Raw genomic sequence first — 17,221 nt, forward strand, 5'->3', positions numbered from 1 at the left:
GACCGGCAGGTTGGCCAGGAAGAAGGCGGCCGGGGGCACCCCGGCGACGGTGGCGCTGACGGCGGCGGGCGCCGCGTTCACCGTGCACGCGTACGAGCACGACCCGTCCTCCGCGTCGTACGGGGAGGAGGCGGCGCGGGCGCTGGGCGTCTCCCCCGACCGCGTCTTCAAGACGCTGGTGGCGGACGTCGACGGCGAGCTGACCGTGGCGGTGGTCCCGGTGGCGGGCTCCCTGGACCTCAAGGCGCTGGCGGCGGCGGTCGGGGGCAAGCGGGCGGCGATGGCGGACCCGGCGGCGGCCGAGCGCACGACGGGCTACGTCCGGGGCGGCATCTCGCCGCTCGGCCAGCGCCGCCGGCTGCGCACGGTCGTGGACGCGTCGGCGTCGGCGCACGCCACGATCTGCGTCTCGGCGGGCAGGCGCGGGCTGGAGGTCGAGCTGTCCCCGGACGACCTGGTGTCGCTGACGGGGGCGGTACTGGCGCCGGTGGGCCGTTCCTGACGGGGATGTCCGGTAATCCCCCTGGACACTTCGCCGCGGGGCGAGCAGGTTGCCCCCATGTCGAAACGAACCCGCAAGCGGAAGTGGCGCGTACGCAAGGGCCGGTCGAACCATGGACGCCGCCCGGCATAGGTTTTGCGCCCCTTGGGTGGTCCCCGCACCCGGAGAACCCAGCTCAGCCACCGGCTTTCAGGGGCGCGGGGAACTGCGCGAGCAACCCACCACAACCGTCGGAAGAACACCGGCCTTCAGGGGGCGCGGGGAACTGCACGGCCAGCCCCCGCCGGGTCGCAGACGAACCAGGGGGCGCGGGGGCCCAACCCCCGCCAGGGGTTTGGGGGCGGCCCCCCGGAAAGCCCCATCCACCCCCGGAGGGTCACAGCTCCGGCGCGGGCCAAACCTCCGGGTCCCGCGGAGCGAACAGCGCCGTCAGCCCCAGATGCGCCCCCATCGCCGCCAGGGGCCACGCCAACAACGCCCCCTTCGCGTTCAGCCGGAGCGGCGCGTCGAAGACGACCCCCTTGCCCGCCGCCCGCGCCGCCGCGACCACGTCGTCCGTGGGTCCGAGCCACTCCCCCAGCTCCATGGCCACCCAGGAGCCGAGCAGGGCGCCGGCCGCGAGCCCCACCACCAGCGGGATGCCGCCGCGCTTGCGCAGCAGGAAGACGAGCGCCGCGCACACCACGCCGAACCCCAGCGCGAGCAGGATGAACGTTCCGTCCGCCCCGATCGCCTCCTCGCCCTCGGTGTCCTTCAGGAACACCGCCTTGTCGTCGGAGACGAGCGGCACCCGGGGCGCCAGCCAGACCCAGAGCAGCCCGAGCAGTACGCCCGTGACCGCCACCGCGACCGCCGCGACCACGGCGTCCCGCAGCTCCGTCCTCATCGCGGTGCCCTCCTCGCTCGCCGGGGCCCCGGGGCCCTCGGCGCCCGGGCCGGAACGGGGGTGTACGGAGTCCTGCCAGGCGTCGTCGTCCGGCGGCGGCTGGTGAGGCGGAGTCAGAGGTGCGGTCACCCCGCCATCGTGCCAGGCGCTCCTGTGCGGCGCCTCACCGGGAGACCGCCGCCCGCCGGTACGCCCATGTCGCCACGAGCAGCGACACCACCCCGACGCCCGCGCAGACCGCGAGGTCGAGCCCGATGACGGGCCAGTCGGGGTGAGCGCCGAAGCTGTGCGCGAAAGCCTCCACCCCGTACGTGGAAGGCAGCAGATCACGTGCGTACGCGATGGGTCCGGGCAGCCGGTCGGCCGGCAGGACGCCGAGCAGCAGCGCCGCCGACATGCCCAACTGGCCCAGCAGGGTGGCGAGTTCCTGGCGCGGGGCCAGCAGTCCGAGGGCCGCGCCGAGCCCGGCGAGCGCGGCGCCCGCCAGCGGGATCACCGCAGCGAGCACCCACAGGTGCGCCATCGGGAGCCCGAACAGGACGCAGCCGGTGACCGCCGTGACGAGCGTCCCCGGCACCGTGAACGAGGCGTACGCGGCGGCCGTGCCCAGCACCACGGAGGCGGGCGGCACCGGCAGGGTCGCGTAGTGGTCGAGCCCGCCGCCCGCCCGCAGGTGCCCGAAGTACTGCGCGAGCAGGTTGAGCGCGACGAAGGCCACCACCAGGACGCTCGACCCGGCGACCACGGCCCGCGCCTCGCTCCCGCCGTCCACGACCCCCCGCATCAGGACCATGATCCCGATCGACTGGAAGGTCGCCACGAAGAGCAGCGGGATGCGGGCCACCCTGGCCCGGGAGAGCTGGGCCCGGTAGACGGCCGCGAGGGCGGGCAGCAGCCGGGCCCGGGGCGCGAGCGGGGCGGCGTCCCCGGCCGGCCGCGCCGGGGCGGCGACCGCCTCCGCGGGAGCCTCCACGGAAACCTCCAGGGGAATCGCGCTCACGCCTTCACCAGACCTTCCGTACGGCCGCCGAGGGCGAGGTAGACGTCTTCCAGGCTCGGCGTGGCCAGGGTGAAGTCGTCGAGGGCGGCGAACGCGGGCCCGCCGGTGACCGCCGCGACGGCGGCGCGCGCGGCGTCGGGGCCGAGCCGCAGCACCCAGCGCCGCCCGGACTCCTGGGCGTCCGCCCGCAGCGCCGCGACCTCGGGAAGTTCGACGGGCGCCCGCTCGCGCCACACCAGCTCGACCCGGACCTCGGAGGCGACCCGTTCCTTCAGGCCCGCCGGGGTGTCGCAGGCGATGACCTTGCCGCGGTCGAGGACGGCGACCCGGTCGAGTACGGTCTCGGCCTCGATGACGTTGTGGGTGACGAGCAGCACGGTCGCGCCGCGCTCGGCCCGGCGGCGGTCCACGGCGGCCCAGACGGCCCGCCGGGCCACCGGGTCCATGCCGGTGGTCGGCTCGTCGAGGACCAGCACGGGCCGTTCGCCGACGAGCGCCGCGGCGACGCAGGCGAGCCGCCGCTGTCCGCCGGAGAGCTTCTTCAGGGGCCGTCCGGCGAGCGCGGTCAGCCCGAGCTCCTCCAGTACGGCGTCGCGCTCGGCGCGCGCGGCCCGTGCGCTGAGCCCGCGCAGCCGGCCGGTGGTCTCGGCGGCGAGCGCCACGGTCAGCTCGTCCAGGGCGGTGGACTCCTGCCCGAGGTAGCCGATCAGCCGGGCGGCCCGCTCGGGGTGGCGCACCAGGTCGTGCCCGAGGACGTCGACGCTGCCGGAGTCCGGCCGCATCAGACCGGTGAGCTGGCGCACCAGGGTCGACTTGCCCGCGCCGTTGGGCCCGAGCAGGCCGAAGATCTCGCCGCGTCCCACGTCGAGGTCGATCCCGTCGGTGGCCCTGATCTCGGGCGTACCGGCCGAGCCGCGCCGTCCGCGCCCGGCGGGGTACGTCTTGGTGAGGCCCCGCACCGTGCAAACGGTGCCGGCCCGCGCCGCTGCTGTGCCGGTACTCACGGACAACGAGCCTACGGGGTCGGCCGGGCCGTGCTGCCCCCGGACCCCCGTTTGGTTCCGTTCACCGAACGACCGCGCGGGCGCGGACCCGCCCCGGGGCCGGCTCAGTCCGCGGCCGGGGCCCGCTCGGCCGCCGCCCTGACGTCGATCTCCCGCCAGAACCCGGCCCGGATCGCGTACCGGTCGTGCTCGTCGATCTGGTCGTCCTTGTGGGCGAGCAGCCCGAACCGGGCCGCGTACCGCAGCAGTTCGCCGTCGATGCGGTGCGGGATGCGCGGGTACATCGTGGACAGCTTCTGTACGTGGGTGGTCTCCGGCAGCCGCTCCATCCAGCGGCGCGCGAAGACCTGCCCCACCTCGTACGGGTCGCCGCCGACGGCGGTGATGTCCTCCTCGCGGTCCGCCCAGCGCTGTTCGGCGCTGGTCAGCTGGGCGAGGGTGGGCAGGGAGGCGGTCTCCGGGGACTCGCCGAGCGCGGCTCCCGGCCGCTCCACCCACCCTTTGTCGGAGGACCAGCGCAGGGTCGCGTGGGCGGCGTGCGGCGCGGGGGCCTGGGCGCCGGGCGCGCGCAGGGCGGCCAGGTCCTTGGGGGTGGGCACGCCCTTGACCGCGGTGCCGGGCGCGGGGGTGACCGCGGCGCCGTTGCCGACGGCGGCCGGGGGCTGGGCGGTCCCGTTGCGTACGGCCGCGGCCTGGGCGGCCTCGGCGGCCCGCTCGGCGGAGGCGGCCAGCGCCGACTCGGGCAGCGGCGCGGAGAGGATGGCGGCGATCTCCGGGCGGGGGGCGGCGGCCGGGGCGTACATGGCGGTGAGCTCTTTCACCCGGACCGCCTGGGTGATCCACTTGCGGTCGAGCACCCGGCGCTCGTCGGCCTCGGCCACCAGGTCCTCGGACTGGTTGTAGTCGCCGTCGGCGGCCTGCACGGCCCACAGGTGCACCGCGACCCCGTGTTCCTTGGCCGACATCAGCCCGGGCAGCAGATCGCCGTCGCCGGTCACCAGGACCACATCGGAACAGGCACGGTTTCTGGCCAACTCGGTGAGTTCGGCGTGCATCGCCGCGTCGACGCCCTTCTGGGCCCACCTCCCGTCGCTGCGGGTCAGCGCGCCCAGGCGGACCGTCACCCGGGACATCACCCGCAGCCTGCGGTGTTCGGGCTGGGGCACCCGGTCGGGGGCGCCGTCGAACCAGTAGATCCGCAGCAGCGGCTGCTCGGTGTCGGCCTCCGCCCGCTCGCGCAGCGCCTGGATCAGGGCGGCGTGGTCGACGGTGATCCGTGAACGGGCGGGCTCTCCGGCCAGGAGGCTCGCGGCAGCGCCCAGCAAGTAACCCGCGTCCACAAGGACGACGCAACGGTCCACGCGTTCCACCCTCTTTCAGAACCTTGAAAATCAAAAGATCAGAGGCAAAGGAGATCAGGGAGATAAGAGTGCAGGAGATCGAGAGATCAGGGAACGTACTTCGGGTTTCCTTCGAGTCTGCCCGACCCGGCGGGGGTTGACGGCCGGAACTCGATCATCGGCGTGGCGAACCGGTACATACGCAGACGTTACGCAGGATTACGCACGGTAATCGTCTGGAATGCGTTCTTTGTCGTGATGTGTGAGTCTGGCAGCGGCCCTGGACCCTAGTCCCCCCAGGAGGCATCACCATGGCCAAGAACAAGTCCGGCCGTAAGCAGCAGCCCGCCTCGCAGGCCGAGCGCGGTCAGCAGGAGGCGCAGAAGTCCTCGATGGAGGCGCAGGCCCTGTCCCAGCCCCAGGCGCAGGGCAGCCCGGCGGATGTTGCCCGTAAGCACCAGCGTCGCTTCGGCCACAACTGATAATTCCCCGCACATCCGGCACAGAAATACGGAAGGGGCGCGCCCTATTGGACGCGCCCCTTCCGTAGGGAATTAAACCGCTCGCCGGATCTCAGCCCGCCAGACAGGACGGCCCGAGCAGCACCTTCAGATCACCGAAGAGCGCCGGGTCGGGCTGGACCCGGTGCCGGTCCAGCCGCAGCACCGTGGTCTTGCGCGGCCCCTGGAGTTTGATGCGCACCTCGGTATTGCCCTTGTGGTGGCCGAGAATCTCCCCCAGCCGACTGATCATCGGCGGTGTCACCTTCACCGTCGGGATGGTCAGTACCACCGGCGCGTTGGTCCCCGCCGACGACAGGTCCGGCACCATCAGCTCCATGGCGACCAGGCGCGGGATGTCCTCGCGCTTGTCGAGCCGGCCCTTGACGAAGACCACCGCGTCCTCGACGAGCTGGGTGGAGACCAGCTGGTAGGTCGCCGGGAAGAACATGCACTCGATGGAGCCGGCCAGGTCCTCGACGGTGGCGATCGCCCAGGCGTTGCCCTGCTTGGTCATCTTGCGCTGGAGGCCCGAGATGATGCCGCCGATGGTGACGACCGCGCCGTCCGCGTGCTCACCTCCGGTGAGCTGCTGGATGGAGGCGTCGGACTTGTCGGAGAGCACGTGCTCCAGACCGAAGAGCGGGTGGTCCGACACATACAGGCCGAGCATCTCCCGCTCCTGGGCGAGCAGATAGGACTTCTCCCACTCCACGTCGGAGAACTCCACGTCCAGACCGAAGCCCGGCTCGTCGGTGACCTCGTCGCCCATTCCGCCGAAGAGGTCGAACTGCCCCTCGGCCTCCTTGCGCTTGACCTGCACCACGTTGTCGATCATCGGCTCGAACTGCGCGGTGAGGCCCTTGCGGGTGTGCTTCATCTCGTCGAAGGCGCCGGCCTTGATCAGCGACTCGACGGTCCGCTTGTTGCAGACGACCGCCTCGACCTTGTCGAGGAAGTCGGGGAAGGAGGTGTACTTCCCCTTCGCCTTGCGGGACTTGATGATCGAGTCCACCACGTTCTGACCGACGTTGCGCACGGCGGTCAGACCGAACAGGATCACGTCGTCGCCCTGCGCCGAGAAGTTGGACTCGGACTCGTTGACGTTGGGCGGCAGCACCTTGATGCCCATGCGGCGGCACTCGTTGAGGTAGACCGCGGACTTGTCCTTGTCGTCCTTGACCGAGGTCAGCAGGGCCGCCATGTACTCGGCGGGGTGGTTCGCCTTCAGATAGGCGGTCCAGTACGACACCAGGCCGTACGCGGCGGAGTGCGCCTTGTTGAAGGCGTATCCGGCGAAGGGGACCAGGACGTCCCACAGCTTCTGGATGGCTTCGTCGCTGTAGCCGTTCTTCTTGGCGCCGGCCTGGAAGATGGTGAAGTTCTTCGCCAGCTCGTCGGGCTTCTTCTTGCCCATGACGCGGCGCAGGATGTCGGCCTCGCCCAGCGAGTACCCGGCGATGATCTGGGCGGCCTTCTGCACCTGCTCCTGGTACACGATCAGGCCGTAGGTGACGCCGAGGACCTCCTTGAGGGGCTCCTCCAGCTCCGGGTGGATCGGGGTGATCTCCTGCTGCTTGTTCTTGCGCAGCGCGTAGTTCGTGTGCGAGTTCATGCCCATCGGGCCCGGGCGGTAGAGCGCGGACACGGCGGAGATGTCTTCGAAGTTGTCGGGCTTCATCAGCCGCAGCAGGGACCGCATGGGGCCGCCGTCGAACTGGAAGACGCCGAGGGTCTCGCCGCGCTGGAGCAGTTCGAAGGTCGTGGCGTCGTCGAGCGGCAGCCCGAGGAGATCGATGTCGATCCCCTTGTTGGACTTCACCATCTTGACGGCGTCGTCCATGATCGTCAGGTTGCGCAGACCCAGGAAGTCCATCTTCAGCAGGCCGAGCGACTCACAGCTCGGATAGTCCCACTGCGTGATGGTCACGCCATCGGTGTGGCGCACCCACAGGGGCGCGTGGTCGACGATCGGCTCGCTGGACATGATCACGCCGGCGGCGTGCACACCCATCTGCCGGACCAGGCCCTCGACGCCCTTGGCGGTGTCGATGACCTTCTTCACGTCCGGCTCGTTCTCGTACATCGAGCGGATCTCGCCCGCTTCGCTGTAGCGCGGGTGCTTGGGGTCGGTGATGCCGTTGAGGTCGATGCCCTTGCCCAGGACGTCGGCCGGCATCGCCTTGGTGAGGCGGTCGCCCATCGCGTACGGATAGCCGAGGACGCGGGCGGAGTCCTTGATCGCGTTCTTGGCCTTGATCTTTCCGTAGGTGCCGATCATGGCGACCTTGTCGGCGCCGTACTTCTCCGTCACGTACCGGATCACCTCGACGCGCCTGCGCTCGTCGAAGTCGATGTCGACATCGGGCATCGAGACGCGCTCGGGGTTGAGGAACCGCTCGAAGATCAGGCCGTGCGGGATCGGGTCGAGGTCGGTGATGCCCATCGCGTACGCCACGATCGAGCCGGCCGCGGAGCCACGGCCGGGGCCGACCGCGATGCCCTGCTTCTTGGCCCACATGATGAAGTCGGCGACCACGAGGAAGTAGCCGGGGAAGCCCATCGAGATGATGGTGTCCATCTCGTACTCCGCCTGCTTCATCCGGTCTTCCGGGATGCCTCCCGGGAAGCGGCGGTGCAGCCCCCGCAGGGTCTCCTCGCGGAACCAGGTGACCTCGGTGTAGCCCTCGGGGATGTCGAACTTCGGCATGAGGTTCTTCGCCTCGAACATGCCGGTGACGTCGACCTGCTCGGCGACCAGGGCGGTGTTGGCGCAGCCCTGCTGCCAGGCGTCGGAGGCGTCGATCGCGTACATCTCGTCGGTCGACTTCAGGTAGTAGCCGGTGCCGTCGAACTTGAAGCGGTCGGGGTCCGAGAGGTTCTTGCCGGTCTGGATGCACAGCAGCGCGTCGTGCGCGGTGGCCTCGTGCGCGTACGTGTAGTGCGAGTCGTTGGTGACCAGGGGCGGGATGCCCAGCTCCTTGCCGATCTTCAGCAGGTCGTCGCGGACCCGGCGCTCGATGTCGATGCCGTGGTCCATCAGCTCCAGGAAGTACCGGTCCTTGCCGAAGATGTCCTGGTAGTCGGAGGCGGCCTGGCGGGCCTCCTCGTACTGCCCCAGGCGCAGCCGGGTCTGGAGCTCTCCGGAGGGGCAGCCGGTGGAGGCGATCAGGCCCTCCGACCACTGGGAGATGGTCTCCTTGTCCATCCGGGGCCACTTCTGGAGCCAGCCCTCGGCGTACGCGTCGGAGGAGAGGCGGAAGAGGTTGTGCAGCCCCGTCGCGTTCGCCGCCCAGATCGTCTTGTGGGTGTAACCACCCGACCCGGACACGTCGTCGCGCTTCTGGTGCGGCTGGCCCCACTGGATCTTGCGCTTGTTGCGGCGGGACTCGGGCGCCACGTACGCCTCGATGCCGATGATCGGCGTGACCCCCGCCTTCTTCGCCGAGTGGAAGAAGTCGTACGCCCCGTGCAGGTTGCCGTGGTCGGACATCGCGATGTGCGTCATGCCCATCTCGTTGCACGCGTCGAACATGTCCTTGAGCCGCGCGGCACCGTCCAGCAGCGAGTACTGGGTGTGTACGTGAAGGTGCGTGAACGGCGGCTTCGACACGGTGGGGGCCTCCATGGCGGGGAGAGGGGGACAGCCCGGAAGTCTACGTCGCCCGACTGACAGCCGGAGTGAGAACCGCTGCGGCGCGCAGCCTCCCGGCGGGGGGAGGCGGCCGGGCGACGGGCGGGCACTCCGGGGTACGGTCACGCGTTGGTAGGGGCGGAACCACCCGTCCCATCCGTAGCCCGTCACCACCCGCACGTACGCACCAGGAGGCACCCGGCGATGTCGGTCCCGCAGCACACCGCCGATGAGCGCGGCGAGCAGATCCTCTCCGTCTTCGGCACGGCTTTCGGAGAGCTCCTGGCCGCCGACCCGGCCGCGTTCCGGGTCAAGTTCCGCAAGATGGCGGCCTCCGCCTTCGCCTTCTACCGGGGCACGGCCTGCCTGTTCTACGCGGACCTGGACGCGGAGGGCGCCGGGCGGGGCGCCGGGGGCATACACAGCGGCCCGTACCTCGACGAGCGCACCGGCCGGGTATGGATCCACGCCGATCTGCACGCCGAGAACTTCGGTACGTACATGGACGCCAACGGCCGGCTGATCTTCAATGTGAACGACTTCGACGAGGCGTACGTGGGCCCCTTCACCTGGGACCTCCAGCGCTTCGCCGCCTCCCTGGCCCTGATCGGCCACGCCAAGGCGCTCAGCGACGACCAGATAACCGAGCTGGTGCGGATCTACGCCGGCGCCTACCGCGAGCGGATCCACGCGCTGGCCGCCGGCGCCAAGGGCGACGAGGTGCCCTCCTTCACGCTGGACACCGCCGAGGGCCCGCTGCTCGGCGCCCTGCGCTCGGCACGCGCGCGTACGCGCTTCTCGCTGCTCGACTCCATGACCGAGATCCGCGAGTACGAGCGCCGCTTCGCCGAGGGCGACGGCTCGATCGAGCTGGACGCGGCCACCCGCTACAAGGTCCTGGCCGCCTTCGACGGCTATCTGGAGACGCTGCCGGACTCCAGCCTGCTGCGCCCGGACTCCTACCGGGTCAAGGACGTGGTGGGGCGGCGCGGCATCGGGATCGGCTCGGCCGGTCTGCCCTCGTACAACATCCTTCTGGAGGGCCACAGCGACGCGCTGGAGAACGACGTCGTGATCTACATGAAGCAGGCCCAGACCCCGGCGGTCTCCCGCCATGTCACCGACCCGGCGGTGCGCGGCTACTTCCAGCACGAGGGGCACCGCACGGTGATCTCGCAGCGCGCCCTCCAGGCCGCGGCCGATCCGTGGCTGGGCTGGACCGAGCTGGACGGCGCGGGCCAGCTGGTCGCCGAGGTGTCGCCGTACGCGGTGGACCTGGACTGGTCGGACATCGACGACCCGGAGCAGATAGCGGCGGTCGTCGCCGACCTCGGCCGCGCCACCGCGACCATGCACGCGGCGGCGGACGACGAGAGCGGCCACTCGGAGCTGGTGCCGTTCTCCACCGAGCGGGCCATCGACGCGGCGATCGCGGCCGACGAGGAGGGCTTCGCGGGCCTGCTCGTGGACTTCGCGCACGGCTACGGGGCGCGGGCGCGGGCGGACCACCAGATCTTCGTCGACCTGTTCCGTAACGGTCGGATCCCGGGTCTTGGGTCTCACTGAATTCTTAGGCTCCGCCGACAGCGGGCCGTGGCAGACTTCAGCACCGATGGACGTATCAGGGACCCGGCTCAGAGCGGCACGCGCGGCGCTTTTCACGGCGCTCGTCGTGGCGCTGTCCAGCGCGTCCCACGTCCTGCTCTCCCGCGTCCCGCTGCCGGTGCCGTGGGTGGCCGGCGCGGCCGGCGCCGTGTTCCTGATCGCGTACGCGCTGGCCGGCCGTGAGCGCGGCTTCTGGTCGATCGCCGGGCTGCTCGTCCCGCTGGAGCTGGCCGCCGACACCGTCTTCTCGACCGGCCAGCACGTCTGCTACGGGCCGTCCGGCGGCCCGGTCGCGGGCGCGCTGCGGTCGGTGGGCGTGGATGTGCTGTGCGGCGGAGACGTGGGAGCCGAGCTGCCCGGCGTCACCGGGTCCCGGGCGAGCGCGGCCGTGCTGCTCGCCGGCCCCGGTCCGGCCGTGCCGTGGCTGCTGCTCGCCGCCCATGTGACGGTCGGGCTGCTGGCCGCGGCCTGGCTGCGACGCGGCGAGGCCGCTCTCGCCCGTCTGGTGCGCACGGTCGGGGTGCTGGCGTTCCGGCCGCTGCTGCTCGCGGTCGCCGTGGTGGGCGGCGCGGTCCGTCCCGTACGGGCGCGGGTGCTGCCCGTGCGGCGCGCGGGCCCGTCCTCGCGCGCCCGGCTGCTCGTGCACTGGGTGGGACGGCGGGGTCCGCCCCGCCCCGCGCTGCTCCCCGCCGTCTGAGCGACGGCCCCGCGAGCACGCCGGCCCGGGACCCGGGCCCCCGTACTTCTCACCTGCCCTACCTGCCACACGGAGAAAACGATCATGAGCAAGCGCAACAGCCAGGCCAACAAGGCAGCCGCCCGCGAGCGGCTGCGACTGGAGCGCGAGCGCCAGGCCAAGAAGGACAAGGTGCGCCGCCAGGTGGTCGTGGCCGCCTCGATCGTCGGCGTCCTCGCGATAGCCGGCGGTGTCGGTTACGCGGTCATGCAGGCCAACAAGCCCGGCGAGTGGGACGCGGCCAAGGACAAGACGCTGGTCAAGCCCGCCAACACCACGGGCACCGACGGCACCACCGTCGTCATCGGCAAGCCCACCGCCAAGAAGACCCTGGAGATGTACGAGGACCCGCGCTGCCCGGTCTGCTCGGTCTTCGAGCAGCAGGTCGGCTCCACGGTCAAGAAGGACGTCGACGCGGGCAAGTACAAGGTCCAGTTCATCGGCGCCACCTTCATCGACAACGGCAGCCCGGGCACCGGCTCCAAGAACGCGCTCAGCGCGCTGGGCGCCGCGCTCAACGTGAGCCCCGAGGCGTTCATGGAGTACAAGGCGCAGCTCTACTCGGCCAAGTGGCACCCGGCCGAGACCAGCGACAAGTTCGCCAAGGACGACTACCTGCTCCAGGTCGCCGACAGCGTCCCGGCGCTCAAGGGCAACGCCAAGTTCCAGAAGGACGTGCAGGACGGCACGTTCGACAAGTGGGCGCTCACCATGTCGAAGAAGTTCGACGACAGCGGGGTGACCGCGACGCCGACCCTGAAGATGGACGGCAAGAAGATCACCGGCCCGGGCAGCGACAACGCCCCGCAGGACCCGGCCGCGTTCACCGCCGCCGTCGACAAGGCCCTGAAGGGCTGAGGCCCTTCGGGGACCCGCCGCGGCCACCCGACCCCGACGCGGGCTCAGGTGGCCGCGAGCGAACGGGTGGACAAACATCTGCCGCGAGACTGCCCGTTCGCTCTACCCATCAGTAAGGTGTCCGGCTGTGACCAGTCGATTCACCTCAACCCCCACGCGCCGCACGGTCGTCAAGGCCGCTGCCGCCACCGCCGTCGTCGCCGCGCCCCTGGTGGCCGGCGCGACCGCCGCCGCCGCGGACTCCGCTCCGGCCCCCGCGTTCCTGCACGGCGTCGCCTCCGGCGATCCGCTGCCCGACGGCATCCTGCTGTGGACCCGGGTCACCCCCGCTCCCGACGCGGTGCCGGGGTCCGGCAAGGGCCCGGACACCGAAGTCACCTGGGAGATAGCCGAGGACAAGGGGTTCGCGCGGATCGTGGCCCAGGGCCGCACGACCGCCACCGCCGCCTCCGACCACACCGTCAAGGCCGATGTGCGCGGCCTGCGCCCGGCGACCGCCTACTGGTACCGGTTCACCGCGGGCGGCGTCCCGTCCCCCGTCGGCCGGACCCTGACCGCCCCCGCCACGGACGCGGCAGCCCCCAACGTCCGCTTCGGCGTGGTCTCCTGCGCCAACTGGGAGTCGGGCTACTTCTCCCCCTACCGTCATCTCGCCGCACGGGCCGACCTGGACGCGGTGCTGCACCTGGGCGACTACATCTACGAATACGCCTCGGGCGCCTATCCGGAGGCGAAGTACGTCGTACGGCAGCACGAGCCGGCCCACGAGATCCTCGACCTGGCCGACTACCGCACCCGGCACGGCAAGTACAGGACGGACGCCGACCTCCAGGCGATGCACCAGGCCCACCCGGTCATCGCGATCTGGGACGACCACGAGTTCGCCAACGACGCCTGGTCGGGCGGCGCCGAGAACCACACGCCCTCCACCGAGGGCGACTGGGCGGCGCGCGTGTCCGCCGCCAAACAGGCCTACTTCGAGTGGATGCCCGTCCGCCCGTCCATCGCGGGCACCACCTACCGGCGCATCCGCTACGGCAAGCTGGCCGATCTGCACCTGCTCGACCTGCGCTCCTTCCGCTCGCAGCAGGCGAGCGTGGGCAGCGGCAAGGTGGACGACCCCGAGCGCACCATCACCGGCCGCGCCCAGCTGGACTGGCTCAAGTCGGGGCTCTCCGCCTCCAATGCCGCCTGGCAGCTGGTCGGCACCTCCGTGATGATCTCCCCGGTCGCCTTCGGCTCGCTGCCGGCCGAGCTGACCGCGCCGCTGGCGGAGTTGCTGGGCCTTCCCAAGGAGGGCATCGCCATCAACGTCGACCAGTGGGACGGCTACACGGACGACCGCCGCGAACTCCTGGGCCACCTGGTCGACAACGGCATCAAGAACACCGTCTTCCTCACCGGCGACATCCACATGGCGTGGGCCAACGACGTACCCCTCAAGGCGGGCACCTACCCGCTGTCGAAGTCGGCGGGCACCGAGTTCGTGGTGACCTCGGTCACCTCCGACAACCTCGACGAGATGCTCCACGTCGCCCCGCACACCGTGTCGCTGGTCGCGGCGGCGGCCATCAAGGCCGCCAACCGCCATGTGAAGTGGGTCGACATGGACTCGCACGGCTACGGCGTGCTCGACGTCGACGCCCAGCGCTCGCAGATGGACTACTACGTGGTGTCCGACAAGCGCAAGCAGGACGCCACGTCCTCGTGGACCCGCTCGTACCGGACGCTCAACGGCAGCCAGAAGGCCGAGCGGGTCTACTCGCCGGTGGTCTGATCCCCGCGCCCTACAGCGACGCGAGGAAGGCGAGCGCGGTGGTCCAGCTCCGCTCGGCCGCCGCCTCGTCGTAGTCCGGCAGTTCGCGGTCGGTGTACAGGTGCCCGGCACCCGGGTATCTGTACACCTCCGCGTCGGCGCCGATCCTGCCCATCCGCAGGTACCACGTGTTCAGCCAGTCATGCGTCTCGAACGGGTCCGGGTCCGCCACGTGCAGCTGTACGGGCAGCTCGTCCACCGAGGCGTCGTCGGCGATGTCGGCGGTGCCGTGGAACAGGAGCAGGCCGCGGGCCTTCTCGTCGCCCAGCGCCAGGGTCTGGGCGAGCGAGCCCCCGAGCGAGAACCCGGCGTAGACCAGGCCCTCGTCCGAGTGCGGCGCGGCGGCCACGACCGCCCGCTTCAGCAGTTCGTCGTTGCCGATCCCGTCCCGGATCGCCATGCCCTCCTCCACCGTCCCGGCGGTGCGCCCGTCGTAGAGATCGGGCACGTGCACCAGGTGTCCGGCGGCGCGCAGCCGGTCGGCCGCCTCCCGCACGGCGGGACGCAGGCCATAGGCGGAATGGAAGAGCATGATGTTCATGAGGCCATGGTGCCAGTTACGGTCGAGGGCATGGAGAACGTACTGCGCCCGTTGATCGTCATCGGTGGCTCGGTCGTGCTCACGCTGGCCCTCGTGTGGCTGGCCGACCGACTGCTCCGCCAGACCGATGCCCGGCACAGCGAGACCCCGTTGTGGGGCCTGCTGCGCCGCTGCCGCCTTCCCTTGCAGGTCGTCGTCCTGACCGCCCTGCTGAGAGGGACCTACCTCCAGATCAAATGGGCACCCGTCCAGAACCACCAGGCCGGCCTCGGCCAGACCCTCTCGCTCGTCCTCATCGGGGCGAGCGCGTGGCTGGTGGTGCGGATCGCGACGGCGGTCGTCGAGGCGTCGTACGCGCGCTACGCGGCCTCCGCGCACAACGCGGCACGGGTGCGCCGGGTCCGTACGCAGGTGACGCTGATCCAGCGCGTGGTGACGGCCATCGTGGGCGTCGTCGCGGTCGCCGCGATGCTGCTGACCTTCCCGGCGATGCGGACGGCCGGGACCTCGATCCTCGCCTCCGCCGGCATCATCGGCATCGTGGCCGGTGTGGCCGCCCAGTCGACGCTCGGCAACCTCTTCGCGGGGCTGCAGATCGCGTTCGGCGACATGGTGCGGATAGGCGACACGGTGGTGGTGGACGGCGAGTGGGGCACGGTCGAGGAGATCACCCTGACGTTCCTGGCCGTGCGCACCTGGGACGAGCGCCGGCTGACGATGCCTGTGTCGTACTTCACCAGCAAGCCGTTCGAGAACTGGTCCCGCGGCGGTGTGCAGATGACCGGCACGGTCTTCTTCCACCTCGACCACGCGGCCCCGGTGGCCCTGATGCGCGAGAAGCTCACCGACATCCTGAAGGAGTGCCCGGCCTGGGACGGCCGGTCGGGCGACCTCGCCGTGACCGACACCACCCCGTCCACGATCGTGGTGCGCGCCACGGTCACCGCGCAGGACTCGGGCGACCTCTGGACGGTCCGCTGCACCGTCCGTGAGGAGATGGTGGCCTGGCTCCACGACCACCACCCCGAGTCGCTGCCGCGCATCAACACCGAACGGATATGACCGCCGGGCGGGGGGCGGCGCCCCCCGCCCCTCACTTCAGGCTGCGCACGTCCAGCTGGCGCAGCACCCGGTCCACGATCTCGGGGTCGGCACCGGGCTCGCTGCGCGCCGACAGCACCTCGTGCCGGGCCGCCGACATCATCTCGCGCTGGATCCGCTGAACGGTCCGCAGCCGCTCGACCCGCTTCGCGTACGCCTCGCGGCGCTCCTCGTCGACCATGTCCGGGCTGAGCCGCGCCCCCACGTCGTACGCCCGCCGCAGGAGCTGCTCCATGACCTCCTCGGGGAGCTCCTCCACGTCCTCGATCTCCCGCAGCCGCCGCTTGGCCGCCTTGGCCGCGCGGACCGCGAGCGCGCGCTCCAGCGCCCGCTCGGCGTCGGTGTCGGCCTGGACGCCCAGCCGGCGCACCAGGGACGGCAGGGTGAGCCCCTGGACCACCAGGGTCGCCATGATCACGCAGAAGGCGATGAAGACGATCTCGTCACGGGCGGGGAAGGGCGAGCCGTCCTCGGTCGTGAACGGGATGGCGAGGGCGAGCGCGACGGAGGCCACCCCGCGCATCCCCGCCCACCACATGACGATCGTCTCCCGCCAGGTGGTGGGGATCTCCTCGTCGTAGTCCCGGCGGTTGTGCAGCCGTTTGGCGAGCCAGGTGGCGGGGAGCAGCCACAGCAGCCGTACGCCGACGACGACCCCGACCACCACCGCGCCCCAGCCCGCCATCTCGCCGAGGCGGCCGGTGGCGGTGCCGAACACGTTGTGCAGTTCGAGACCGATGAGCCCGAACGCGATCCCCGTCACCAGGGTGTCGACGACCTGCCAGAAGGTGGCCCCGGCGAGGCGTCCTTGGACGTCGTCGGCGTCCACCGCGTGCTCGGCCAGGAACAGCGCCAGGGTGAGCACCGCCAGCACCCCCGAGCCGCCGAACTCCTCGGCGAGCACATAGCCGACGAACGGCACGAGGAGGGTGAGACCGATCTGGAGGGTGGCGTCGTCGAGCAGCCCCATCAGCTTGTTGGCCGTCCAGCCGAGGACGAGACCGACCACGACCGCCACCACGGCGGAGAGCACCAGCTTGCCCACCGCGTCCGGCCAGGAGAAGTCGCCGCTGACCGCCGCGGCGATGGCCACGTGGTAGAGCACGATCGCGGTGACGTCGTTGAAGAGCCCCTCGCCCTCCAGGATCGACACCAGCCGCCGGGGCAGCCCGAGCGAGCCCGCGACGGCGGTGGCGGCGACCGGGTCGGGCGGCGCCACGAGGGCGCCGAGCGCGACGGCCGCGGCGATCGGCAGGCCCGGCACGATGGCGTGCGCGACGGCCGCCACGGCGGCCGTGGTGACGAAGACCAGGGCCACCGCGAGCAGCAGGATCGGCCGGACGTTGGCGGCGAACTGCCGCCAGGAGGTGCGCTGGACGGAGGCGTACAGCAGCGGCGGCAGCACGAGCGGAAGAATGAAGTCCGGCGGCACGTCGACGTTCGGGACGAACGGCAGGAGGGCGAGGACACCGCCGAGGAGCGTCATCAGAACCGGCGCGGGCAGCCCGAGCCGGTTTCCGACCGGAACCGTGACCACGGCTCCGAGCAGAAGCACGAACATCAGGGCGAGCTGGTCCACGAAAGGCCCTCCGGCGGCGAGGCGATCAAGAACCTCCAGCCTGCCACGCGGCTCCCGCCCGGGCGTCGACCAGCGGGCCGTGCGTGGCCGATCGCACAGCCCGCCGGGCCCGGACGCCT

The 17,221-nt window shown here is 71.3% G+C and carries 15 protein-coding genes; 8 read left to right on the forward strand and 7 right to left on the reverse strand.

Annotated elements, in window-relative coordinates; genetic code table 11:
• Positions 1-10: 10 nt before the first annotated feature.
• On the forward strand, positions 11-502 hold the full coding sequence (ybaK, locus tag ACZ5ID_RS14590; RefSeq protein ID WP_468897339.1) for a Cys-tRNA(Pro) deacylase: 492 nt from the start codon (positions 11-13) through the stop codon (positions 500-502).
• 57 nt (positions 503-559) lie between these two features.
• Entirely contained in the window at positions 560-634 is a 75-nt protein-coding gene (locus ACZ5ID_RS14595; protein ID WP_468897499.1) for a hypothetical protein, read from the forward strand.
• 244 nt (positions 635-878) lie between these two features.
• On the opposite strand, the gene ACZ5ID_RS14600 is transcribed toward ACZ5ID_RS14595, so the two are convergent.
• The 4 genes from ACZ5ID_RS14600 to ACZ5ID_RS14615 all read right to left on the reverse strand — a co-directional run bounded on the left by ACZ5ID_RS14600 (position 879) and on the right by ACZ5ID_RS14615 (position 4,762).
• Positions 879-1,517 carry a DUF2567 domain-containing protein gene (locus tag ACZ5ID_RS14600; RefSeq protein ID WP_468897341.1) on the reverse strand — a complete coding sequence of 213 codons (639 nt, stop codon included), beginning with the start codon at positions 1,515-1,517 and terminating at the stop codon, positions 879-881.
• Positions 1,518-1,551: 34 nt separating this feature from the next.
• Positions 1,552-2,373 carry an ABC transporter permease gene (locus ACZ5ID_RS14605; protein WP_468897501.1) on the reverse strand — a complete coding sequence of 274 codons (822 nt, stop codon included), beginning with the start codon at positions 2,371-2,373 and terminating at the stop codon, positions 1,552-1,554.
• 11 nt (positions 2,374-2,384) lie between these two features.
• Entirely contained in the window at positions 2,385-3,392 is a 1,008-nt protein-coding gene (locus ACZ5ID_RS14610; RefSeq protein ID WP_468897342.1) for an ABC transporter ATP-binding protein, read from the reverse strand.
• A gap of 104 nt (positions 3,393-3,496) precedes the next feature.
• Positions 3,497-4,762 carry an NYN domain-containing protein gene (locus ACZ5ID_RS14615; RefSeq protein WP_468897344.1) on the reverse strand — a complete coding sequence of 422 codons (1,266 nt, stop codon included), beginning with the start codon at positions 4,760-4,762 and terminating at the stop codon, positions 3,497-3,499.
• Between the two features lie 281 nt (positions 4,763-5,043).
• Here ACZ5ID_RS14615 and ACZ5ID_RS14620 point away from each other — a divergent pair, with 281 nt between their 5' ends.
• Positions 5,044-5,214, forward strand: a complete 171-nt coding sequence (locus ACZ5ID_RS14620) for a hypothetical protein (protein ID WP_358834499.1) — start codon at positions 5,044-5,046, stop codon at positions 5,212-5,214.
• A gap of 91 nt (positions 5,215-5,305) precedes the next feature.
• Here the strand turns inward: ACZ5ID_RS14620 and dnaE are convergent, their stop codons facing one another.
• Positions 5,306-8,845: a DNA polymerase III subunit alpha gene (gene dnaE / locus ACZ5ID_RS14625; protein WP_468897346.1), complete on the reverse strand. Its 3,540-nt coding sequence runs from the start codon at positions 8,843-8,845 to the stop codon at positions 5,306-5,308.
• Between the two features lie 225 nt (positions 8,846-9,070).
• Between dnaE and ACZ5ID_RS14630 the strand changes: the two genes are divergently transcribed.
• The 4 genes from ACZ5ID_RS14630 (at position 9,071) to ACZ5ID_RS14645 (ending at position 13,842) form a co-directional block, all read left to right on the forward strand.
• Positions 9,071-10,432, forward strand: a complete 1,362-nt coding sequence (locus tag ACZ5ID_RS14630; protein WP_468897347.1) for a DUF2252 domain-containing protein — start codon at positions 9,071-9,073, stop codon at positions 10,430-10,432.
• Between the two features lie 46 nt (positions 10,433-10,478).
• Positions 10,479-11,168 (forward strand): hypothetical protein, encoded by a 690-nt coding sequence (locus ACZ5ID_RS14635; RefSeq protein ID WP_468897349.1) that lies wholly within the window; start codon positions 10,479-10,481, stop codon positions 11,166-11,168.
• An 84-nt stretch (positions 11,169-11,252) separates the two neighbouring features.
• Positions 11,253-12,065: a thioredoxin domain-containing protein gene (locus ACZ5ID_RS14640; RefSeq protein ID WP_468897351.1), complete on the forward strand. Its 813-nt coding sequence runs from the start codon at positions 11,253-11,255 to the stop codon at positions 12,063-12,065.
• A 127-nt stretch (positions 12,066-12,192) separates the two neighbouring features.
• Positions 12,193-13,842, forward strand: coding sequence for an alkaline phosphatase D family protein (locus ACZ5ID_RS14645; RefSeq protein ID WP_468897352.1), 1,650 nt, complete (start codon positions 12,193-12,195; stop codon positions 13,840-13,842).
• Positions 13,843-13,852: 10 nt separating this feature from the next.
• On the opposite strand, the gene ACZ5ID_RS14650 is transcribed toward ACZ5ID_RS14645, so the two are convergent.
• Positions 13,853-14,422 (reverse strand): dienelactone hydrolase family protein, encoded by a 570-nt coding sequence (locus tag ACZ5ID_RS14650; protein WP_468897354.1) that lies wholly within the window; start codon positions 14,420-14,422, stop codon positions 13,853-13,855.
• A gap of 30 nt (positions 14,423-14,452) precedes the next feature.
• Here ACZ5ID_RS14650 and ACZ5ID_RS14655 point away from each other — a divergent pair, with 30 nt between their 5' ends.
• Entirely contained in the window at positions 14,453-15,484 is a 1,032-nt protein-coding gene (locus ACZ5ID_RS14655; RefSeq protein WP_468897355.1) for a mechanosensitive ion channel family protein, read from the forward strand.
• 31 nt (positions 15,485-15,515) lie between these two features.
• Here the strand turns inward: ACZ5ID_RS14655 and ACZ5ID_RS14660 are convergent, their stop codons facing one another.
• Positions 15,516-17,102 (reverse strand): Na+/H+ antiporter, encoded by a 1,587-nt coding sequence (locus ACZ5ID_RS14660; protein WP_468897357.1) that lies wholly within the window; start codon positions 17,100-17,102, stop codon positions 15,516-15,518.
• Positions 17,103-17,221: the final 119 nt, after the last annotated feature.

This window comes from Streptomyces sp. NPDC031670, from assembly GCF_055580545.1.